The sequence below is a fragment of the Rhodococcus sp. I2R genome (assembly GCF_020889545.1).
In the GTDB taxonomy this organism is placed as follows: Bacteria; Actinomycetota; Actinomycetes; order Mycobacteriales; family Mycobacteriaceae; genus Rhodococcoides.
Genome location: NZ_JAHUTG010000002.1, coordinates 218,298 through 238,400 on the forward strand (window position 1 = coordinate 218,298; position 20,103 = coordinate 238,400).

General features: G+C 64.7%; 25 protein-coding genes. 19 read left to right on the forward strand and 6 right to left on the reverse strand.

All coding sequences use genetic code 11. The annotated features are described in order from the left end of the window. Nucleotides 1–10 precede the first annotated feature (10 nt). From hemB to KVY23_RS02765, 9 genes are all read left to right on the forward strand, one after another. Nucleotides 11–985 carry a porphobilinogen synthase gene (hemB, locus tag KVY23_RS02725; protein ID WP_230555206.1) on the forward strand — a complete coding sequence of 325 codons (975 nt, stop codon included), beginning with the start codon at nucleotides 11–13 and terminating at the stop codon, nucleotides 983–985. Continuing rightward, the gene (locus KVY23_RS02730) at nucleotides 982–1,584 is read left to right on the forward strand and encodes a hypothetical protein (protein WP_230555207.1); all 603 of its coding nucleotides are present in this window, start codon (nucleotides 982–984) and stop codon (nucleotides 1,582–1,584) included. Before hemB ends, KVY23_RS02730 begins: the two co-directional genes overlap by 4 nt. 108 nt (nucleotides 1,585–1,692) lie before the next feature. Further along, nucleotides 1,693–1,869 carry a hypothetical protein gene (locus KVY23_RS02735; protein WP_230555208.1) on the forward strand — a complete coding sequence of 59 codons (177 nt, stop codon included), beginning with the start codon at nucleotides 1,693–1,695 and terminating at the stop codon, nucleotides 1,867–1,869. A gap of 76 nt (nucleotides 1,870–1,945) precedes the next feature. Next, the gene (locus KVY23_RS02740; protein ID WP_230555209.1) at nucleotides 1,946–2,125 is read left to right on the forward strand and encodes a hypothetical protein; all 180 of its coding nucleotides are present in this window, start codon (nucleotides 1,946–1,948) and stop codon (nucleotides 2,123–2,125) included. A gap of 190 nt (nucleotides 2,126–2,315) precedes the next feature. Further along, nucleotides 2,316–2,789, forward strand: a complete 474-nt coding sequence (locus tag KVY23_RS02745) for a hypothetical protein (protein WP_230555210.1) — start codon at nucleotides 2,316–2,318, stop codon at nucleotides 2,787–2,789. After that, entirely contained in the window at nucleotides 2,786–3,025 is a 240-nt protein-coding gene (locus tag KVY23_RS02750; RefSeq protein ID WP_230555211.1) for a hypothetical protein, read from the forward strand. The genes KVY23_RS02745 and KVY23_RS02750 overlap by 4 nt, the downstream gene beginning before the upstream one ends. Nucleotides 3,026–3,041: 16 nt before the next feature. Continuing rightward, the gene (locus KVY23_RS02755; protein ID WP_075839222.1) at nucleotides 3,042–3,323 is read left to right on the forward strand and encodes a metal-sensitive transcriptional regulator; all 282 of its coding nucleotides are present in this window, start codon (nucleotides 3,042–3,044) and stop codon (nucleotides 3,321–3,323) included. Between the two features lie 26 nt (nucleotides 3,324–3,349). Further along, nucleotides 3,350–3,562 (forward strand): heavy-metal-associated domain-containing protein, encoded by a 213-nt coding sequence (locus tag KVY23_RS02760; protein WP_294636410.1) that lies wholly within the window; start codon nucleotides 3,350–3,352, stop codon nucleotides 3,560–3,562. Between the two features lie 36 nt (nucleotides 3,563–3,598). Next, nucleotides 3,599–4,765 (forward strand): sorbosone dehydrogenase family protein, encoded by a 1,167-nt coding sequence (locus KVY23_RS02765; protein WP_230555212.1) that lies wholly within the window; start codon nucleotides 3,599–3,601, stop codon nucleotides 4,763–4,765. An 11-nt stretch (nucleotides 4,766–4,776) separates the two neighbouring features. Here the strand turns inward: KVY23_RS02765 and KVY23_RS02770 are convergent, their stop codons facing one another. Together KVY23_RS02770 and KVY23_RS02775 are read right to left on the reverse strand one after the other, a co-directional pair. Beyond that, nucleotides 4,777–6,741 carry an acyl-CoA dehydrogenase gene (locus KVY23_RS02770; protein WP_230555213.1) on the reverse strand — a complete coding sequence of 655 codons (1,965 nt, stop codon included), beginning with the start codon at nucleotides 6,739–6,741 and terminating at the stop codon, nucleotides 4,777–4,779. Nucleotides 6,742–6,797: 56 nt separating this feature from the next. Further along, nucleotides 6,798–7,004 carry an inositol 2-dehydrogenase gene (locus tag KVY23_RS02775; RefSeq protein WP_075839198.1) on the reverse strand — a complete coding sequence of 69 codons (207 nt, stop codon included), beginning with the start codon at nucleotides 7,002–7,004 and terminating at the stop codon, nucleotides 6,798–6,800. 138 nt (nucleotides 7,005–7,142) lie between these two features. On the opposite strand from KVY23_RS02775, the gene KVY23_RS02780 reads away from it, so the two are divergent. Further along, nucleotides 7,143–7,610, forward strand: a complete 468-nt coding sequence (locus KVY23_RS02780) for a hypothetical protein (RefSeq protein WP_230555214.1) — start codon at nucleotides 7,143–7,145, stop codon at nucleotides 7,608–7,610. 140 nt (nucleotides 7,611–7,750) lie between these two features. Beyond that, the gene (locus KVY23_RS02785) at nucleotides 7,751–8,659 is read left to right on the forward strand and encodes a potassium channel family protein (protein WP_230555215.1); all 909 of its coding nucleotides are present in this window, start codon (nucleotides 7,751–7,753) and stop codon (nucleotides 8,657–8,659) included. A gap of 6 nt (nucleotides 8,660–8,665) precedes the next feature. On the opposite strand, the gene nhaA is transcribed toward KVY23_RS02785, so the two are convergent. Beyond that, complete coding sequence (gene nhaA, locus KVY23_RS02790; protein WP_230555216.1) at nucleotides 8,666–9,985, reverse strand: Na+/H+ antiporter NhaA; 1,320 nt, start codon at nucleotides 9,983–9,985, stop codon at nucleotides 8,666–8,668. A 159-nt stretch (nucleotides 9,986–10,144) separates the two neighbouring features. Further along, nucleotides 10,145–11,203 (reverse strand): TrkA family potassium uptake protein, encoded by a 1,059-nt coding sequence (locus tag KVY23_RS02795; protein ID WP_230555217.1) that lies wholly within the window; start codon nucleotides 11,201–11,203, stop codon nucleotides 10,145–10,147. Nucleotides 11,204–11,453: 250 nt separating this feature from the next. Between KVY23_RS02795 and KVY23_RS02800 the strand changes: the two genes are divergently transcribed. From KVY23_RS02800 to KVY23_RS02835, 8 genes are all read left to right on the forward strand, one after another. Then, the gene (locus KVY23_RS02800) at nucleotides 11,454–11,909 is read left to right on the forward strand and encodes a DUF1707 domain-containing protein (protein WP_230555218.1); all 456 of its coding nucleotides are present in this window, start codon (nucleotides 11,454–11,456) and stop codon (nucleotides 11,907–11,909) included. A 52-nt stretch (nucleotides 11,910–11,961) separates the two neighbouring features. Continuing rightward, nucleotides 11,962–13,284 (forward strand): glutamate-1-semialdehyde 2,1-aminomutase, encoded by a 1,323-nt coding sequence (gene hemL / locus KVY23_RS02805; protein WP_230555219.1) that lies wholly within the window; start codon nucleotides 11,962–11,964, stop codon nucleotides 13,282–13,284. Then, the gene (locus KVY23_RS02810; protein WP_206509333.1) at nucleotides 13,281–13,955 is read left to right on the forward strand and encodes a histidine phosphatase family protein; all 675 of its coding nucleotides are present in this window, start codon (nucleotides 13,281–13,283) and stop codon (nucleotides 13,953–13,955) included. The genes hemL and KVY23_RS02810 overlap by 4 nt, the downstream gene beginning before the upstream one ends. After that, nucleotides 13,948–14,550 carry a TlpA disulfide reductase family protein gene (locus tag KVY23_RS02815; RefSeq protein WP_230555220.1) on the forward strand — a complete coding sequence of 201 codons (603 nt, stop codon included), beginning with the start codon at nucleotides 13,948–13,950 and terminating at the stop codon, nucleotides 14,548–14,550. The genes KVY23_RS02810 and KVY23_RS02815 overlap by 8 nt, the downstream gene beginning before the upstream one ends. Beyond that, a complete protein-coding gene (locus tag KVY23_RS02820) occupies nucleotides 14,547–15,383 on the forward strand; it encodes a cytochrome c biogenesis CcdA family protein (RefSeq protein ID WP_206509335.1) in 837 nt (278 codons plus the stop codon). The genes KVY23_RS02815 and KVY23_RS02820 overlap by 4 nt, the downstream gene beginning before the upstream one ends. Before the next feature lie 13 nt (nucleotides 15,384–15,396). Continuing rightward, nucleotides 15,397–17,061, forward strand: a complete 1,665-nt coding sequence (locus tag KVY23_RS02825) for a cytochrome c biogenesis protein ResB (protein WP_230555221.1) — start codon at nucleotides 15,397–15,399, stop codon at nucleotides 17,059–17,061. Further along, nucleotides 17,062–18,030: a c-type cytochrome biogenesis protein CcsB gene (gene ccsB, locus KVY23_RS02830; protein ID WP_230555222.1), complete on the forward strand. Its 969-nt coding sequence runs from the start codon at nucleotides 17,062–17,064 to the stop codon at nucleotides 18,028–18,030. Nucleotides 18,031–18,100: 70 nt separating this feature from the next. Further along, nucleotides 18,101–19,363 carry an AAA family ATPase gene (locus tag KVY23_RS02835; protein WP_230555223.1) on the forward strand — a complete coding sequence of 421 codons (1,263 nt, stop codon included), beginning with the start codon at nucleotides 18,101–18,103 and terminating at the stop codon, nucleotides 19,361–19,363. A 74-nt stretch (nucleotides 19,364–19,437) separates the two neighbouring features. On the opposite strand, the gene KVY23_RS02840 is transcribed toward KVY23_RS02835, so the two are convergent. Both KVY23_RS02840 and KVY23_RS02845 read right to left on the reverse strand, forming a co-directional pair. Further along, a complete protein-coding gene (locus KVY23_RS02840) occupies nucleotides 19,438–19,638 on the reverse strand; it encodes a hypothetical protein (protein WP_230555224.1) in 201 nt (66 codons plus the stop codon). A 100-nt stretch (nucleotides 19,639–19,738) separates the two neighbouring features. Then, nucleotides 19,739–19,951 carry a BldC family transcriptional regulator gene (locus tag KVY23_RS02845; protein WP_075839226.1) on the reverse strand — a complete coding sequence of 71 codons (213 nt, stop codon included), beginning with the start codon at nucleotides 19,949–19,951 and terminating at the stop codon, nucleotides 19,739–19,741. Nucleotides 19,952–20,103: the final 152 nt, after the last annotated feature.

Consider the following 20,103-nt stretch of genomic DNA (forward strand, 5'->3'; position numbering starts at 1 on the left):
GGCATTTGAGTTGTTCCCCGTAGACCGCCCGCGCAGACTTCGTCGAACCCCTGCGCTACGACGCCTGGTTGCGGAGACATCGCTGCAACCCCGCCATTTGGTGCTGCCGATGTTCGTCGCCGACGGTATCGACTCGCCCCGCGCGATCTCGTCCATGCCCGGCGTGGTTCAGCACACTCTCGATTCGCTGAGCAAGGCGGCGGAGGCGGCCGTGGTCGCGGGCGTGGGTGGACTGATGCTGTTCGGTGTACCGCGCCCGGAGGACAAGGATGCCGACGGCAGCTTGGCCTCGGACCCGGACGGGATCCTCAACAGAGGCCTGCGGCGGTTGAAGGCCGATCTCGGTGATTCGACCGTTCTGATGGCCGATACGTGTCTCGATGAGTTCACCGATCACGGGCACTGCGGGGTCGTGACGGATGCCGGTGTCGTGGACAACGATGCCACCCTTGCGCGGTACGTCGAGATGGCGCGCTCGCAGGCCGAGGCCGGCGCACACCTGCTCGGTCCCAGCGGGATGATGGACGGCCAGGTCGCGGCCATTCGCGACGGCCTGGATGCGGCCGGCCACACCGAGGTCGGCCAGCTCGCGTACTCCGCGAAGTACGCCTCGGCCTTCTACGGCCCGTTCCGTGAAGCGGTCGGTTCGTCGCTGCAGGGGGATCGGCGCACGTATCAGCAGGATTGCGCCAACCGGCGCGAGGCGGCGCACGAGGTCGAGCTCGATCTGGCCGAGGGCGCGGACATGGTGATGGTCAAGCCGGCAATGTCCTACCTCGACATCCTGCGTGACATAGCGGAGATCTCGTCGGTGCCCGTTGCGGCGTATCAGATTTCGGGTGAATACGCGATGATCACGGCCGCGGCACAGAATGGGTGGATCGATCGCGACGCGGCGATACTCGAATCTCTGACGAGCATCCGGCGTGCGGGCGCAGATGTGGTTCTGACTTATTGGGCGAGCGAAGCGGCAGGCTGGCTGTGAGCAATCCAGGACAACCCGGGAACGAACATCAGCCCGACTGGCAGCGGTGGGAAGCCGAGCACAGTGCGCATGCCTTCGGAAAGCCGGCCTTCGACGCGCCGCCGCCGCGACCGGCCCCTGTCGATGTCGAAACAGCGCGTCATCTGTGGTGGGGTGTCGCCGGGCTCGGAGTGATGTCGCTGGTGCTGACGCTGCTCGCGGTGAGTGGGGCGAGGTCGGTCTTCGCTCAGCAACTGATCGATGATGTGCGCGCCCAGGATGCGTCGTTGTCCTTGACGCTGGAGACGGCGGAAGGCTACCTGATCGGCGCGCTGGTGGTGATGTTCATCCTCGGGGTGGGATTCGCGGCGTTGTTCGTCTACTGGGTGGAGAAGATGCGGCACGGGCGCATGTGGGCGCGGACGGTGTTGACGATGATCGGCACCGTCACTGTGGTGATGGCATTGCCTCAGCTGTTCGCATTCGGTGTCGACGGTGGCGCGGTCTCGGTCTTGGCCGGTGTGGCGGCGATTTTGCAGGGTGTCCTGGCTGCCGGGGCCATCTACTTGATGCACCGCAAGGAATCGAACAAGTACTTCGTGGCGTCACGCACTCCCTGACCCGTTTCCGATGAGACGTACACATTCGCGCGTGTCACACCCGTCACTCCAGTAACATGTGACTAGTATCACTGTTGGTGGGGGCCTTCGAGTGGACGGATCGAGACCATGACTACTGGACCGGTGGCCGGACAACATTCGACGACGACGCCGCCGCAGCGCGTCGCGCGGCCCGTTGGCGCAGGCGAGGATGAGGCGGGTCGACCGGTGTGGGCTCTGCTGGGCTTGCTGGCCGCGGTGTCGGTAGCGCTGTTCATCATTGTCCTCGGCTTCAGTGCGGCGTGAGCGTCGCCTGCATTTGGGCCCGCTGCGCCCTCCGTGTAGCGTGACAGTCGTCACAGACGATTCGTTGAGGAGTCGCATGCAGTCGAGCGCACAATTCCGGGGCACTCCGCCGAAAGGCCGCCGTGATCGCGGCGAGGGCAGGACTGTGCATGTCAAACACGGCGTCACCCGAGAATTGCTGATGATCGGGCTCGTGGTTGCCATGGGTGTGCTTGCCGCTGCTGCCATTCTGCTGCCCGCAGTCGTCACCGCCTGACCGGTCCATTGCCGTTCCTACCCATTGCCGTTCCAACCCACTGCGCTGCCTTTGCTTGCGACCCGGCACTATGAACGAGTGAATTCCCCGATCCCGGCGAAGCGCCGACCGCGCGTCGTCGCCGCCGCGTACGTGCTGCTGGTGGCATGCGCGCTGGTGTATCGACCTTCGGTGCGGGAGTGGATCTCTCGTGGATGAGCCCAATACTCTGTTCTACGAACCCGGCGGACGCTGGCGCTCTCTTGCGTGGGGCCCGATTTTCTGCCTGGTGGCGTTGGTGATCGAGCTGTACACCGGCCCGGTGGTGCACTGGTTTGCACTGAGCCTGTTTGCGGTGCTGCTGATGGGATTCACGTACGTGCAGGTATCCGCAGCGCGGCGGCACGTCAGCGTCGAGCTCACGCCGACGCAACTGCGCCAGGGGACAGAGAGTGTCGACATCGTCGATATCGCCGAGGTGCTGCCCCCGGCGGACTATTCCGACGGTGACTACGAGCCGAAGCGGTGGGAGACCGCGCGCGTACTCGGTGAGCTCACCGGCGTCCCGCGGCGACGGTATGCCATCGGTCTGCGGCTCGTCGGCGGCGCTCTCGTGCAGGCGTGGGCCAGGGACGACGACGGTTTGCGCGAGGCGCTCGAGCAGGTCGTGGCGGAGAAGTCGTGAGGCGGCTCGGTGAGGTGCTCGGCGCTGTGGTTCTACTGGTGCTGGCGGTTGTGTGTTGGAATACCGGAGTCAGCGATACCGTGTTCGCGGCGAAGCCCGACGGTCCGCCCGAGTTCGTCTCCACCAAGTACTCGGGTTCGTGGATCGCGGTGGCCACTGCGCTGTTGCTCGTCGCGAGCCTGTTGACGGTCGATGCCGTTCGACTGACGGTGCTAGGGCGTTCCCCTACCGGGTAGGGGTATGATCGTGGCTATGAGTAGCTACACCAGCGAGCAGGACGACCTGCTGAAGCGATTGCGGCGTATCGAGGGGCAGGTAGCGGGCATCTCGCGCATGGTCGCCGAGGATCGCTACTGCATCGATGTCCTCACTCAAGTCTCGGCGGCAACCAAAGCGCTGCAGTCGGTCTCGCTCAAGTTGCTCGACGCGCACCTCGCCGGATGCGTCGTGGAGGCTGCCAGGCACGGTGGCCCCGAGGCGGATGCGAAGGTGAAAGAGGCGTCGGACGCCATTGCGAGACTCGTTCGATCCTGACCAACTCGGACAAGAAGGGTTCCATCGTGGACAAGACCTACATAGTCGAGGGAATGACCTGCCAGCACTGCGTCGCCTCGGTCACCGAGGAGATCTTGGAGATCGACGGCGTCGACAAAGTGGAGGTCGACTTGGGTACCGGAAGCGTCGTCGTCGGTAGCGCTGTTGCGTTGGATGAGGCCTCGGTGGAGGCAGCTGTCGCCGAGGCCGGATATCGGCTGGCGTCGACCGTCAGCTAGCGATGGCCTCACGTAGCCACGAACCCAGGAGTGATCGTGAACAGACTGTTGACCTGTACCGGCGTCCTCATCTCCTGCCTGTGCCTCACGATCGCCTGTTCTTCCGGGGTGGACGCTCTGCCGACTGCGCCCCCACCGGACTTCGAGGTCACGGTCGAGGCCGAAGGCCTCAGCAAGCCGTGGGATGTGGTGCAGGCGCCCGATGGCGCCATCCTGACCGGTGAACGCAGTGGCCGGTTCGTGGTGAAGAAGGCGGATGGCACCGTCGCAGAGGTCGAGGCCGACATGAGCGACCTGTATGCCCAGGGCGAGACCGGACTGATGGGACTCGAACTGGCGCATGACTTCGCGCAATCGCGTGCCCTGTACACCTGTCAGGGCGTGCTGGGCGGGGACACTAGCGGCGGTGAGCTGGGATCCGGGAGCGCTGGGGAGAGCGGCAACCGCATCGCCGTCTACCGGTGGACGGTGGACGAGGACTGGACGAGGTTGACGCGGACGCAGACCGTCATCGACGACATCCCGGTCGCGAGCAGCGGCCGCCACGGCGGGTGCCGCATCCTCGCCGCACCTGACGGCACCCTGTTCGTCGGAACAGGAGATACCGCGAACCCGTCGGTACCGCAGGATCCGGCGTCGTTGGGCGGCAAGGTGTTGCATGTCAACGCCGACGGTTCGGCGGCTGCCGACGCGCCGGGTCGAGTGTTCACCCTCGGTCACCGCAACGTCCAGGGGCTCGCGTTTGCACCCGGCACCGATCGCCTCTACGAGGTGGAGCAGGGTTCGACTCGCGACGACGAAATGAATCTGCTCGTTCCCGGTGGCAACTACGGCTGGCGGCCGGATCGCACGCCACTCATCTACGACGAGTCCGTGCCCATGACCGACCCCGAGCGTGTTCCGGGCGCCATCGAAGCCGTGTGGAGCTCGGGGTCGCCCACCATCGCCACACCAGGACTGACGTTCCTCGACGGCGATCAGTGGGGGGATTGGAACGGCGCTGCCGTCCTCTCCAGCCAACAGGCCGAGAAGCTGCTCTTGCTGAAGCTGTCCGACGAGGGCACAGCGGTGGTCGAGTCGGCGGAAGCGCTGACCGGTGCGTACGGCCGGCTACGGTCGCTGACCACCACCGACGATGGGTCCATCCTGCTCACGACGGACAACGGAAACGGCGCCGACCAGATCCTTCGCCTCACCCCATAGCGCGAGCAACTCTACGCTTTGCTCGGGTTCGAGGCCGACTCCTCGTTGGACCCGGCCTGCGGATGACCGAGCATCGCAGCACCGAGGAGTTCCTCCGGCACACCGAAGCCGTCGACCATCGTGCGGGCGTGCGGACGGAGAGTTCGGCACCGCTCGTTGATCCCACGGGTAACGGCCTTGGAGCGCTCGGTCGAGAGATAGCGATGTTCGATGAACCAGGCCTTGTCCTCCTCGATCACCGACAGCGCGTACAGGTCGCACACCTGCTCGAGAAGCTCTCTCGCCTCGTCGTTCTCGCACGAGGAAATACCCGCGACGAACGCCTCCAGGATGATGCGGTCGATGTGTGCGCTCGCGGCGTGCAGAACGTGATCCTGCACGGCGTTGAACGCGTCGAACTCGCTCGTCTCCTTCGACCTGCTCTGCAGTCGCCGAGCAACCGTGGCCAACAAGTAGTCCTCGCGGTCCTCGAACATCTTGACCTGGGTGCCGCGGTTGAAGAGTGATCCCTCTTCCTCGTTGTCCTGGCGGGTGTCGATGATGGTTTGCATGATCGTCTGTGCCGCAGTGCGTTTGATGACACGCTCGCCCGCGAACTCCGCCGCGAATCGGACCCACTCGACAGGGCTCATGCCCTTGATGTCGTCGGCGTAGGCGGTGAGAAGTTCCTTGGCCACCAGCTGCGTCAAGACGTGGTTGTCACCTTCGAATGTGGTGAACACGTCAGTGTCGGCTTTCAAGGAGATCAGCCTGTTCTCGGCGAGATACCCTGCGCCACCGCATGCTTCGCGGGCCTCCTGGATCGCTCGCGTGGCGTGCCAGGTGTTGGCGGCCTTGAGTCCGGCAGCACGCGATTCGAGTTCGCGCTGCTCCTCCGCGTCGGGATTGTCGGTTGTCTGCAGTTCGTGCAGTTTCGCGACGAGTTCGTTCTGCGCGAACTGGAGTGCGTAGGACTTCGCGATCAGCGGGAACAGTCGTCGCTGGTGCGCCAAGTAGTCCATGATGAGCACCTCTTCCTCGGACTTCGGCGCCGAGAACTGCCTACGCTGCAACGCATAGCGAGTGGCGATGTCGAGCGCGACCCGCGCCGCAGCGGCCGCGCTACCGCCAACCGTGACCCGCCCACGGATGAGGGTGCCGAGCATCGTGAAGAACCTGCGGCTCGGATTCTCGATCGGGGATGTGTAGGTGCCGTCCGGGGCCACATCGGCGTACTTGTTGAGCAGGTTCTCCCGGGGAATGCGGACCTGATCGAACATGATTCTGCCGTTGTCCACGCCGGGAAGGCCGCCCTTGTACTGGCAGTCCGAGGTGGTCACGCCTGGCAGGTCGTCACCGTTCTCGTCGCGCAGCGGCACGAACAGGCAGTGCACCCCATGGCCCTCGGGTTCCTCGCCCGCTCCCGCCGTGATGAGCTGTGCGAAGACAGCTGCCACGGTGGCCGTTTCGGCTGCGCCGCCGATGTAATCCTTGCGCGAGGACGGTGTCGGTGAGTGCACGACGAACTCGTCGGTCGCCGGATCGAACGTCGCCGTTGTCTCGAGTGCCTGGACGTCGCTGCCGTGGCCCGTCTCGGTCATCGCGAAGCATCCGAGCAGTTCCAAATCGATGAGCGGGCGAACGTAGGCGTCGTGGTGACGCTCGGTGCCGAGATTTTCGATGGCCCCGCCGAACAGACCCCATTGCACGCCTGCCTTGACCATCAACGACAGGTCCGACATGGCGAGCGTCTCGATCATCGTGACCGCAGCGCCGACATCGCCGGTACCGCCGTGTTCTTTCTTGAAGCCGTCTTGTGCTGCCCCGTGCTGAGCGAGAATCTTCATCTGCTCGAAGGCTTTGCTGCGGGCTATCGCGGTGTTGGGTGTGTAGTGCGGACGGAACTCCTCCCGCGCGAGTTGTGCGCGGGCTTCGTTCTTCACATCACGCCAGCGGCCATCCAAAGTGTTGCGGAGGTGATCCGTTGTGGTTGTCATACTCGACGGTAACCTGCCGCAGAATCTTGCGAGGTCACATGCGTCGATCGGTTCTTTCAGGCGGGCCAGAGGTATTCGCGACCGAAGTGTCGAAGCCGCGCCCAGAACGTACTTCGGCCGTAGGGGCCGTCGTGGAAGAGGGATGCGCCGTTGTCTTCGAGCGCGCGCGTGACGAGTGGACTGAAGCCGTCGAATTCGCGGATCAGGTGCTCCCGGAAGCCGTCGGGCCAGGAGTACCGTGCCGGTTCGTGTTGTGCCTCCATACAGCCAGTGTAATGCAGGGGTAACACGGTTGAAATATTTTCCAGCGGCCTTGTTCGTGGCGCAAACTCCAGCAGTTCGTTTGCGGAACCCGATGGCGGGTAACCGAGCTATTCGACTACAAAGGCTGGGGGCTCGAAATGGACACAGCAGTATGGATCGTTGTCGCGGTCGTGGTTGTTCTGCTCATCGTCGCCGTTGCGCTGGCGATCGCACGCAAGCGGCAGGCACACAAACGCGTCGAGGCGGCGCATATCCGCGAGAATGCGGCCGAACGCACACCGGAGGTCGAGGAGCGCCAAGCCCTGGCCGACGAGAGTGCTGCGCGAGCTCGCCGTGCGCAGGCAGACGCCGAGGCGAAGGCTGCCGAGGCTCGTAGGCTCAGCCTGCAAGCCGATACCCACATGGGCGACGCAGCCAGCTCGCGCGACGAGCTCGACGCTGAATACGAGCGTGCCAACAAGTTGGATCCGGACGTCAAGAAGCGCTCCGGCGCCGGTGACGTCGACAAGGCCGCAGCCGAGAAGATGGTTGCATCGGACGACGCACACGACAACCGACGCGGCACCGACTCCCACGGCCTGCCTGGTGATCACCGGGCGCCCTGACGCCTCGCGCGTTCGATCGGGGCCCGGACGCAAGCTGCTCACCGCGACCCCCACGATGACCGACGGGAGCTCGAGCGTCATTTCTTCCGAACAACTCGGCGATCAGTCCGCGCTGGCCGACATCCCTGCGCAGCGCTGACATGGCTTCGATCATGACGTGGATCTCGACGATCGCGGGTGCACTGCTGATCGCCTTGGGTCTGCGCGATATCTACGCAACCCTGTGGCATCCGCGGGGGCTGGGCACAGTGTCCAGGGCGATCTTTGCGACGGTGTGGCGCGTGGCCCGCGCGACGAGTCGGCGCGGTAATGCGCTGGGCTCGGTAGGGCCGGTGGGCATTGTGTTGACCGCGATGACGTGGGCCATGCTCCTCGTCGTCGGATGGGCACTCATCTACCTGCCCCACATAGTCGACGGGTTCTACTATTCGAGTTCGCTGACCCTGCAGGATTCGTCCAATCCCGTCAAGGCGTTGTACCTCTCGATCGTCACTGCCGCGACCCTCGGATTCGGTGACATCACACCGGCGTACTCCGCGCTCCGGATTGCGATCCCGCTTCAGGCGCTGATGGGGTTCATCCTGTTCACGGCGGCGATCTCCTGGGTGTTGCAGGTGTACCCCGCCTTGGTGAAACGCCGTGCCGCTGCTCGGCAGTTGTCACTGCTCTCCCGCACAGACGGCGAACGCACGGTGCGCGACGGGGAAGCGAGCATTGCCTACCAGGTGCTCGCCTCGGTAACTGCCGCGCTGACTCAGGCCGACATGGATCTTGCGCAGTACTCGGAAACCTACTATTTCCGGGACCCGCAGGCGGACATGTCGTTGGCGGCGACCGGGGCTTATGCACTGACGCTGGCAGCGGCCGGGTCGCAGTCGTCCTCTGCTGACGTGCGCAGCGCGGCGGACATGCTCTCCGCGCAGGCCGGGCACCTCGCGCGCGAGCTCGACGAGTTCTTGAACACTGGAGGTTCGCCCGAGGAGGTGTACCGCAGCTTCGCCGAGAACCATCGATACCCCGGCGGGGTGGGTCTCGCCGGGGATCAATGACGGTCGTCAGTCGTTCTTCTGCTGGTAGACGTCGGGAATGCCGTCGTGGTCGTCGTCACGCGTTTCTTCGATGTGAATCAAGCGGTACGCCTTGTTTCGACTCAGAAGGATCAGTGCGGCGAGCGTCGCCGCGATCAACGAGCCAGCCAGAACGCCTACCTTGACGTGGTCGTCGCGCTGAGTGCCTTCGCCGAAGGCCAGATCTCCGATGAGCAGGGATACCGTGAATCCGATACCGGCGAGCATCGAGACACCGGCCACGTCGAGCCACTTCAGCCCGGCGCCGAGTGTTGCCCGGGTGAACTTCGAGACCAGGTAGGTCGTGCCGAATATGCCGATGGTCTTGCCGATGACGAGGCCGGCGATGATGCCGATCGCAATCGGGTCGGTCAACGCACTGATCAGACCGGAGAATCCACCGACTGTGACACCGGCGGCGGCAAACGCGAACAACGGCACCGCGATCCCTGCCGATATCGGTCGCACCTTGTGCTCGAAGTGCTCGGCGAGGCCCGGTCCTGCGTCGGGACCGCCGGCAGCCTTGCTGCGCATGACCGGCACCGCGAATCCGAGGAGCACTCCGGCGACGGTGGCGTGGACGCCGGACTCGTGCATCAGAACCCACGTGATCACCGCGAGCGGGATGAGGATCCACCACGACCGGATGCGCTTCTGGACGGCCAGTGTGAACAGTCCAAGGGGGATGATGGTCAAGCCGAGCGCGACGAAGTTGATCTCGTCGGTGTAGAAGACGGCGATGATGGTGACGGCCAACAGATCGTCGACCACCGCCAGCGTCAGCAGAAACGTACGCAGGGACGCGGGAAGGTGGGTGCTGATCACCGCGAGAACGGCCACCGCGAACGCGATGTCGGTGGCGGTAGGGATGGCCCAACCCATCAGAGCACCGTCGCCGGTACGCAGGTTCACCAGCACGAAGATGAGCGCTGGGATGGCCATGCCGCCGACTGCCGCGGCGATCGGTAGGGCCGCTCGCGCGGGGTCGCGAAGATCGCCTGCGACGAACTCGCGTTTCAGTTCGAGCCCTACGACGAAGAAGAATATTGCCAGTAGACCGTCCGCAGCCCACGTCGACAGCGAGAGATCGAGGTGCAGTGCCGACGGTCCGACTGTCGTCGCCATCAGTGTGTTGTAGGACTCGAACCACGGTGAGTTGGCCCAGATCAAGGCAATCACGGTCGCGAGGAGCAGCAATGCTCCGCCGACTGTCTCCTTGCGAAGAATGGTTGCAATGCGGTCGGTTTCGGACCATGATCCGCGTGAAAACAGCGGAAGGCTGCGGCGCGGACTGGCAGGATCGGTCACGGATTGTGGCCTTTCTGAAATTGCGGTCGAGGTGCTACGCCAGGCCCTAGAGGACAATGCGCAGCGCGAAATTGTTGCCGACCAGACTTCCCGGCGCACCAGTGGATGATCATACCTACCATCATCGATTCGTTCTCCTCGCGCTGAGGGCGACGGTTGTTATCCCTGGTCGGAACGTAGGTACAGCAGACGGTCGCCCGGCGCGAGTCGGTCGTCGGTAGAGCGCCCGAGGCGGTGAAGTGCTCCCTCGCGCACCACGCCGAGCACGTGTTTTTCGCAATCGATCGGCGACCGGCCGTGCTCGTGCGCACTGATTGCTCGTTCGGTGATGAAGGCGCCGCGTTCGTGAGAGAGCAGGTGCTCGAAGGCCTCGACGACAGTCGGTGAACTCGTCGCCACCCCGAGCAGCCGCCCGGCGGTCTCCTGCGAGACGACGACGGTATCAGCGCCACACTGTTTCAAGATCTTGACGCTGGAAGACGAACGGACCGCGGCGACGATCCGCGCCGAGGGTGCCAGCTGCCGCGCTGTCAGGGTCACCAGCACACAGGCGTCGTCGCGGTCGACTGCAACGATGATCGATTCGGCTCGATCGACCGCCGCAGCCGCCAACACTCCCCGTTGAGAACCCGAACCTGCAATGGTCGTCAGCTCGCGCGCGGACGCCGCCTCGAGCGCAGGGGGATGCGAATCGACGACGGCCACCTTGGCCCTTCGGTTTGCGGCCAGCACCGCGTCGACGGCTGCTCGGCCCTTGGTGCCGTACCCGACGACGACCGTGTGGCCGGATGCCCGCCGTCGCCACCGTTTGATGCGGGTGATCTGACGCGATGTTTCCGTCAGTGCAGACAGGGTGGTGCCGACCAGCAGCACCAGGAACACCACGCGCAGCGGAGTGATGACCACGATATTGGTCAACCGTGCTCTCGGAGTGATCGGCGAGATGTCGCCGTAGCCCGTGGTCGACAACGAGACCGTGGCGTAGTAGAACGCGTCGACGAATGTCAGTTCCGTGCCATTGACATGGCGGTAGCCCGACCTGCCCAGGTACACCACGCCGGCCGCGAGGAACAGGGCCGCGACAGCCATGAGGATGCGTCGGGCGATCGCGCGGGCGGGGCCGAGAGCCGGGTCGGGAATGCGCAGCGTCGCCGACGCCACGAGCGCGGCTACATCCACGCGCTCGGTTTTCGTACGACGGGGGACGAACCGCTTCACGTGCTCACCCGGCTGCGCGTCGCCTCGACGATGGTGCGGTAGAGGCTACGGGGCACAGTGCGTCCTAGGCTCGCGTCGTTCGGGTCACGGTGGGGGCCACCGAACGAGCAGGTACCGGCCACACCGGATCGAACCCTACCGCGCACCACTGCGTACGGTTCCGCGACAACCCGTGACCGTCGGCAACCGCGGCGGTAATCTGGCTTTTCGAACAGGACGGACGGTACCGAAGACAAGGCAGGGCGGGAAGATGAGCGGCGACGGCGACATCGACAGGACCGGGAAGCTGCGCGTCGGCACAGCCGAACGCGAGGAGGTCGCAAGGGTGCTCGGCTCTGCAATGGCGGAGGGTCGGTTGACCCTGGCCGAGTACGAACAGCGTCTCGACGCAGTCTGGAGTTCTTCCACGCGAGGCGAACTGGCGGTGGTGACCGACGACCTTCCCGGTCTACCCGGCGCGAAGGCTCCGGTCGAATCGAAAACTGCGAAGAACTGGCGTGAGTACTTCGACGAGTGGCGCTGGTGGTTCGGCGGTTTCGTCGTCATGACCGGAATCTGGGGGTTCCAGTCCGTGTCCGACGGACAGGCGAACGAGTTCTGGCCGATGTGGCCACTCGGTATCTGGGCCTTGATTCTTGTGGCGATGATCTTCGTGCCCGACGACGAGGACGAGGGCAAGAAGGACAAGAAGGACGCAAAAGGCTGAAATATTACGCCCTGTAGTTGGCGACCCCGGTGAACCTGGAACACTGGAAGCTGTGACTGTTTCCACCGGCGACGAAGCCCCAATCTCGGCCCAGCTCTTCGAGCGCGCGAGCGCGGTCATTCCCGGCGGGGTGAACTCGCCCGTCCGCGCGTTCCACTCGGTCGGCGGAACTCCACGGTTCATCACCGAGGCCAGCGGATACACCATGATCGACGCCGACGGAAACAACTTCGTCGACCTCATTTGCTCGTGGGGTCCGATGATTCACGGGCACGCTCACCCGGTCGTGGTGGAGGCAGTGCAGAAGGCGGCGTCGACCGGCCTCTCGTTCGGCGCTCCCACCGAGCGTGAAATCGAGCTCGCGGAGGAAATCGTGGGTCGAGTCGGGCCGGTGGAGAAGGTCCGGCTTGTGAATTCAGGCACAGAGGCGACCATGAGCGCGGTCCGTTTGGCGCGCGGCTTCACCGGGCGCACCAAGATCGTCAAGTTCTCCGGCTGCTACCACGGTCACGTCGACGCGCTGCTCGCCGACGCCGGGTCCGGCCTCGCCACCTTCGGTCTCCCCACCTCACCGGGCGTCACCGGTGCGCAGGCCTCGGACACCATCGTGGTGCCGTACAACGATCTCGCTGCCGTCGAAGCGGCGTTCGCCGAGAATCCCGGACAGATCGCCTGCATCATCACCGAAGCAGCCGCAGGAAACATGGGTGCGATCGCACCGGTCAGCGGCTTCAACGCCGGTCTTCGGCGCCTGGCCACCGACAACGGCGCACTGTTGATCATGGACGAGGTGATGACGGGCTTTCGCGTCAGCGCTGCCGGCTGGTTCGGCATCGACGGCGTGGCCGGCGATCTATACACCTTCGGCAAGGTCATGAGTGGCGGTCTCCCGGCCGCAGCCTTCGGTGGTCGAGCCGACGTCATGGCCTATCTGGCACCGGCCGGGCCGGTCTATCAGGCAGGCACACTCTCCGGTAATCCCGTTGCGGTGGCAGCCGGTCTCGCCAGCCTTCAGCTCGCCGACGCCGCCGTCTACGAGAAGCTGCAGCGCAATTCCGAGCGGCTCGGGGGACTGCTCGCCGGCGCCCTGACCGAGGCCGGCGTGCAACACCACGTCCAGTACGCGGGCACTATGGTGAGCGTGTTTTTCTCCGACGGGCCGGTCACCGACTACGCGGGCGCCAAAGCCGCTGAGACCTGGCGATACCCAGCGTTCTTCCACGGTCTGCTCTCGCGCGGGGTGTACCCGCCGCCCAGCGCGTTCGAAGCGTGGTTCGTATCGGCCGCCCTCGATGACGACGCATTCTCGATCATCGCCGACGCCCTTCCCGACGCCGCGCGCGCCGCGGCCCGAGCAGAAGCAGGAACCTCGTGAGCACCCCTCCCGATTCGAACGCCGATACGCATCCGCACCAGAGCACGCGCACCATCGTCCACGTGCTCCGGCACGGCGAGGTGTACAACCCGAAGGGCATTCTGTACGGACGCCTGCCCGGGTTTCATCTCTCGGAAACCGGACAGGCGCAGGCCAGGACCGTCGCGGACTCGCTGGCCGGGCACGACATCACGCATGTCGTCGCCTCTCCGTTGCAGCGCGCGCAGGAAACTGCGGGACCCATTGCGGCCGCGCACGGTCTGAGCATCGCTGAGGACGACAAACTCATCGAAGCAGGTAACCAGTTCGAAGGATTGCGGGTTGCCGTCGGCGACGGAGCGCTCAGTCGGCCGCGGCACTGGTGGAAGCTTCGCGATCCGTTCACCCCGTCCTGGGGCGAGCCGTACCTGCAGATCGCGCACCGCATGCTGGCCGCGGTCAACTCGGCCCGCGTCGCCGCCGTCGGGCACGAAGCGGTCTGCGTCAGTCACCAGTTGCCCGTGTGGACCCTGCGTCGATTCCTGCAGGGCGACCGTCTCTGGCACGACCCCCGGCATCGTCAGTGCAGCCTGGCCTCGCTGACCTCACTGGTGTACGAGGGTGACACTCTCGTCGACATCGTGTACTCGGAGCCGGCCGGTGCGAGCGATCCGACGGTAGCCGGTGCGTAGGTTTCTCGTCTCCGCTGCTGCCGCCGCTTCGGCACTCGCGCTCGTCTCCGGATGTGCGACGGGTACCGACGCGGTGGCAACCGGGGGAACGTTCGACTTCGTCTCCCCGGGCGGTCAGACCGACATCTTCTACGATCCGCCTTCCGATCGCGGTGCCGTCGGCGAGCTGTCCGGTCCCGACCTGATGGATGAGGGCGCTACCACCTCGCTGTCGGACTTCGAGGGCGAGGCCGTGGTTCTCAACGTCTGGGGTCAGTGGTGCGGTCCGTGCCGCGGCGAGGCCGATGATCTCGAAGAGGTCTACGAGAACACGAAGGACTTGGGCGTTCAGTTCCTCGGTATCAACGTGCGCGACAACGCTCAGGACAAGGCGCAGGACTTCGTCATCGACAACAACGTGAGCTACCCATCGATCTACGACCCGCCGATGCGCACTCTGACCGCCCTCGGCGGTATCCCGACTTCAGTGGTCCCCACGACGGTCGTTCTCGACAGGCAGCACCGCGTCGCCGCAGTGTTCCTTCGGGAGCTTCTCGCCGAGGACTTGCAGCCCGTCGTCGAGCGGGTCGCGCGCGAGGAGCCTGAGCAGCAGTGAGCACGAACGATCTCGCCGATACTTCCTATCTCGCAGGTATAGGTGAGAGCTTCCAAACGACGGCGTCGACCGGCCCCCTCGTCCTAGCCATCGGAGTCTGCGTGCTCGCCGGGCTGGTGTCGTTCGCGTCACCGTGTGTGGTTCCGCTGGTACCGGGCTACCTCTCGTACCTCGCCGGCGTCGTCGGCGCCGACGAACCCGCGGTGACCGCTTCCGAGGCGACGAAAACGAAGGTTCGAGCGTCCAGTCGACTGAGGGTCGCGGGAGCGGCCGGATTGTTCGTACTCGGGTTCACCATCGTGTTCGTGCTCGCCACTGCAACTGTTTTCGGCGCCATCTCGGTGTTGCAGGTCAACCGCGAGTTGCTGATGCGGGTCGGCGGCGTTGTCACCATCGCAATGGGACTGGTGTTCATCGGTCTCGTTCCCGCGCTGCAGCGCGATGTGCGCTTCGAGCCGCGCCGCGTGGGCTCTCTCGCAGGGGCGCCACTGCTCGGCGGCGTATTCGCGCTCGGGTGGACGCCGTGCCTGGGCCCCACCCTCGCCGGCGTCATCTCGCTCGCCGCCGGAACCGAAGGCGCGACGGCCGCGCGCGGAGTGATCCTCATCATCGCGTATTGCCTCGGGCTCGGGTTGCCGTTCGTACTGCTCGCGTACGGCTCGGTGAGTGCGCTCCGCGGAGTCGGTTGGCTCCGCACACATGCACGACAGGTACAGGTCTTCGGCGGAATCATGTTGATAGCAGTGGGAATTGCGCTCGTCACGGGCGCGTGGGACGTGTTCGTGAGCTGGATTCGCGACGCGTTCGTCTCCGATGTGGTGCTGCCGATATGAGAAAGGTAGCTCTATGACGGCCTTGGACACGCGGCCCGAGCCTCGGCCGCCCCGTCAGTCGGCGGTGGGTCGGGTTGTCGCGCTGGGCCGCAACACGTGGCGGAGCCTGACGAGCATGCGTACGGCGTTGGTGCTGCTGTTCCTGCTGGCCTTGGCGGCGATACCCGGCGCGTTGGTTCCGCAGCGCAGCCTCAACCAGGGGAAGGTCGACGAGTACATCGCGGCGCGGCCGACGCTCGGGCCGCTCATGGACCGGGTCGAACTCTTCGATGTGTTCTCCAGCTTCTGGTTCACCGCCATCTACGCGCTGCTGTTCGTTTCTCTCATCGGTTGCATCGTTCCGCGCTGTATCGAACATGGCCGTGCGTTGCGCACCAAGCCGGTGCCCACCCCCCGCAACCTCTCGCGGTTGCCGCATCACCGTCGCTACACCGTCGACAACGGTGTCGAGGAATCGGCGAACGAGATCGAGAGCCAGCTGCGCGGATGGCGAGTGGCCCGCCGACCCTCAGGCGAGGAGGTGACGCTCTCGGCCGAGAAGGGCTATTTCCGCGAGTTCGGCAACCTTGTCTTCCACCTCTCGCTCGTCGGCCTGCTCGCCGCTATTGCGCTCGGGAAGGTGTTCGGTTACGAGGGCAACGTCATCGTCATCGCCAACGACGGTCCCGGTTTCTGCAGCACGACCCCGGCCATCTACGACGGGTTCCGCGCGGGCCAGCTGGTCGACGGCACCGGGCTCGAACCGCTGTGCATCCGCGTCAAGGATTTCAAGGCCGACTACCTCGAGAACGGCCAGGCCGAGATGTTCACCTCCAACATCGAATACCAGGCCGGCGAGGATCTGACGAACAACGTCTGGCGCGAGGAGGTACTGCAGGTCAACCATCCGCTTCGGGTCGCCGGCGACCGGGTCTACCTGCAGGGACACGGCTACGCGCCCACGTTCACGGTGACCTTCCCCAATGGTGAGACGCGGACCGAGACCATCCAGTGGCAGCCGACCGATGCCACGACCTTCCTCTCGAGCGGGGTGCTCCGCATCGACCCACCAGGCGGGTTGTACCCCGAGCCGGCCGATCGCCGCAGCAACCAGATCGCGATCGAGGGATTGTTCGCGCCGACGGCGTCCTTCCACGGCAACCTGATGTCTTCGAGCTTTCCGGCGATGACCGACCCGGCTGTCGCCGTGGACATCTATCGTGGCGACACCGGACTCGATACGGGCTACCCGCAATCGCTGTTCTCGCTGAATCAGGAAATGATCAACCAGGGCCGGTTGGTGAAGCAGGACCGCGTCAACCTGATGCCGGGCGAAAGCTCGACGCTGTCCGATGGAACCAACGTCCGGTTCGACGGTGCAGAAGAGTTCGTCAACCTGCAGGTCTCGCACGACCCAGCACAGACATGGGTTCTGCTGTTCTCGCTGACGATGATGGGCGGACTTCTTGTGTCGCTGGTGGTCAAGAGACGTCGAGTGTGGGTCCGACTCCACACCGAACCGGACACACGACGTACTGTAGTAGAACTTGGGGGACTGGCCCGAACCGATCAGGCGGGCTGGGGAGACGAGTTCGACAGGCTCTGCGAGCGACTGACGGCTGGAGCACATCCGACAGACGCCCCGAACACGAGCGACAAGAATGACACGAGCGTCGAGAAAGACCAGGAGAACCGATAGATGCCGATCAACGAGACACTCTCGCAGTACAGCGACTGGTCTTTCGAATCCGCCTTTGCGATCTATGTGCTCGCGTTCGTCCTGCTCATCGCGCAGTATGCGTCGGCGCGAGCTACGGCCGTGCAGGAGAAGGAACTGGTGGGCAGCGGCGGTCCCGTTGCGCGTGAGGGTGTTCCCGGCCGCGTGGTCGAGACACCGAAACGCCCGCTTTCGGAGCGTTTGTCCGGGATGGGCTTCGCGCTGCTCATTCTGGGCCTGGTTCTGCACATCGCGTCAGTCGTGCTGAGAGGCTTCGCCACCGAGCGGTTCCCCCTCGGCAACATGTACGAGTTCGTGGCCATGGCCACCGCTGCGGCCGCCCTGACCTCGATTCTGCTGCTCCGTAGGCGTTCGATGCGGCCGATGCTGGTGTTCGTGCTCGCGCCGATCATTGTGCTGATGTTCCTCGCGGCCACGATGCTCTACGCCGACGCGGCACCCGTCGTGCCCGCACTTCGCTCGTTCTGGCTGCCGATTCACGTCACGATCGTGAGCGTCGGCAGCGGCATCTTCCTGGTGTCGGGTGTCGCGAGCCTGTTGTTCCTGCTGCGCATCAAGCAGGAGGCGGGATCGGAGAGCGCGGGATTCTGGGGGCGCTTCGCCTCCAAGCTGCCCGACGCGCAGGCCCTGGACAGGCTCGCATACAAGACGACGATCATCGCGTTCCCGCTCTTCGGCGCGGGCGTCATCCTCGGAGCCATCTGGGCCGAGGCCGCGTGGGGACGTTTCTGGGGTTGGGACCCCAAAGAGACGATGTCCTTCATCACCTGGATCATCTACGCCGCGTACCTGCATGCGCGGGCAACGGCGGGGTGGCGGAACACCCGAGCAGCGTGGATCAACATCGCCGGCTTCACCGCGATGCTGTTCAACCTGTTCATCATCAACATGGTGGTCTCGGGACTACACTCCTACGCGGGTCTGAACTAACTGGCCAGAACTAGCAGGCCGTGGGGAGGCCGCAGCTTTTCGGCTCGGTCGTCGGCGATGGGGGAATGTCGTGGGGGAGTGGCAACAGAATTCGTGGCAGCCGGTACAGCCGGCAGAGCCCGAGCCGAAGAGTGCGCGCAAAGCCGACTCGGTCAAGTCCGACCCGGTGAAGTCTGGGCCGGCGAAGTCTGGGCCGGGTTCAGGGCAGCAGACGGCGTTGTCGGACAAGCCCGAGTCCGGTTCCGAGCCGGGCGGCATGTCGGCTGGTACCGGCTTACGGTCTGTTCCGGTGCCGATGCCGGTGGAAGGAACAGTGGCGCCGTTCCGTCAACACGAGCCCCCGCTGTACGAACCGCAGGTGTACGAGCCGCCGCCGTCCTCGCTGGCTGCGTCCGCTCTCGATCTGACCAACTCGTTGCTCGTCAAGCAGCAGGAGCCGCCGCCTGTGTCGGGATGGCGTAGGTGGCTCTACGCCGCGAGTGGACGGCGAGTGAACCTCGGAAACTCGACTCGCGACGAGCGGGAGCATCGGCTCTCCCAGCAGGTGGATCGGCATCTCGTGGGTTGCTACCGGATTTCGGTGCTGAGCCTCAAAGGCGGCGTCGGAAAGACGACGACCACGGCCGCCCTGGGCTCGATGTTCGCCGATATTCGCGGTGACCGCGTCATCGCCGTCGACGCCAACCCCGACCGGGGAACGCTGAGCCAGAAGGTTCCGCTGCAGACCCCGGCGACGGTGCGAAACATGCTGCGGGACATCGACGATCTGCACCGCTACAGCGATGTTCGCGGGTATACCTCACAGAACAGCTTCAGGCTGGAGGTTCTTGCTTCCGACACCGACCCAGCCGTATCCGAGGCATTCAGTGGCGAGGACTACGACCGAGCGGTGTCTTTGCTGGAGCGGTTCTACAGCATTGTGCTGACGGATTGCGGTACGGGCCTTATGCATTCGGCGATGACCAACATTCTCGACGGTTCGGACGCCCTCGTCGTGGTCAGCTCGAGTTCGGTCGACGGCGCTCGGAGCGCTTCGGCGACGTTGGACTGGCTCGATGCACACGGCCACCGCGAGTTGGTTCGATCCTCGGTCGCGGTGGTCAACGCGGTGCGCCCGCGCGCTGCGAAGGTAGACCTTGTGAAGGTGGTGGAGCATTTCGAGCAGCGCTGCCGGCAGGTGGTGGTGATTCCGTTCGACCCGCACCTCGAAGAGGGCGCGGAGGTGGACTTGAACCGGCTCAAGAGGGGTACGCGTGCAGCAGTGTTGGAGCTGGCCGCAGCCGTCGCATCTGGTTTTCCGAGTGCGCGGCCGGGTGGGCATCTCTATCGCTGATCGAGCGAACTCGCTGACCAGATGAGGGCAGCCCGTCTCTGACGAAACGGGCTGCTTGGCCGGTGGTGACTCGACTATTCGGTCGAATCGTGTTTTCCGGTGTCCTGACTTCCCGGACCGGACCGGCGGGAATCACGGTTCATTCGCCACAGGAACTCCGGATCGTCATCGGGTCCGACGACCCTTCCCGCGGGTGCCTGCGTTGTGGGTCCGAACGCCTTCCAAAACAAAACGATCACTGCCACCAAGCCGATCAACGCCAAAAGATAGATCACGACGCACCTCCTCTGATACCAGAGTAGCCGCGTGGGGATGCGGTGTGCACCCCACGCGGCCTCGCAGTTTCCTGAGAATTGGGCGCGCTCGGCCAGCGCTCTAGCGCTGGGCTGCCTCCGTGGTCAGCGAGGTGAGGAGTTGCATTACCTCGGCCTCGCGGAACCGGCGGTGTCCACCGGGTGTGCGCAATGATCCAAGTCGGCCTGCGTGTGCCCAGCGGGTCACCGTCTTCGGGTCGACATGGAAGAGCGCGGCTACCTGGCCAGGGGTGAGAAGTGAATCCTGAGCGGTGTGCAGAGTTGGTGCGCTCATCTTTGTCGTGTCCTCCTGCATGCTGTGTTCTGTGCAGTGGGGAGCTCGTCGAGAACGCTCACTGCCGAACAATGGATGTAGCAACTAAGTGATCGACACCCATGGTGGCACCCGAACCCCTAGGTACTCGACTGATCTTCTGTTGGTAAAGG

What these genes read in the sequence shown, in the direction of transcription:
- KVY23_RS02735 (WP_230555208.1), top strand. Translation starts at nt 1,693, where the DNA reads ATGACTACTGGACCGGTGGCCGGACAACATTCGACGACGACGCCGCCG.
- KVY23_RS02740 (WP_230555209.1), top strand. Translation starts at nt 1,946, where the DNA reads ATGCAGTCGAGCGCACAATTCCGGGGCACTCCGCCGAAAGGCCGCCGT.
- KVY23_RS02755 (WP_075839222.1), top strand. Translation starts at nt 3,042, where the DNA reads ATGAGTAGCTACACCAGCGAGCAGGACGACCTGCTGAAGCGATTGCGG.
- KVY23_RS02770 (WP_230555213.1), bottom strand. Translation starts at nt 6,741, where the DNA reads ATGACAACCACAACGGATCACCTCCGCAACACTTTGGATGGCCGCTGG.
- KVY23_RS02775 (WP_075839198.1), bottom strand. Translation starts at nt 7,004, where the DNA reads ATGGAGGCACAACACGAACCGGCACGGTACTCCTGGCCCGACGGCTTC.
- KVY23_RS02780 (WP_230555214.1), top strand. Translation starts at nt 7,143, where the DNA reads ATGGACACAGCAGTATGGATCGTTGTCGCGGTCGTGGTTGTTCTGCTC.
- KVY23_RS02785 (WP_230555215.1), top strand. Translation starts at nt 7,751, where the DNA reads ATGGCTTCGATCATGACGTGGATCTCGACGATCGCGGGTGCACTGCTG.
- KVY23_RS02800 (WP_230555218.1), top strand. Translation starts at nt 11,454, where the DNA reads ATGAGCGGCGACGGCGACATCGACAGGACCGGGAAGCTGCGCGTCGGC.
- KVY23_RS02825 (WP_230555221.1), top strand. Translation starts at nt 15,397, where the DNA reads ATGACGGCCTTGGACACGCGGCCCGAGCCTCGGCCGCCCCGTCAGTCG.
- ccsB (WP_230555222.1), top strand. Translation starts at nt 17,062, where the DNA reads ATGCCGATCAACGAGACACTCTCGCAGTACAGCGACTGGTCTTTCGAA.
- KVY23_RS02845 (WP_075839226.1), bottom strand. Translation starts at nt 19,951, where the DNA reads ATGAGCGCACCAACTCTGCACACCGCTCAGGATTCACTTCTCACCCCT.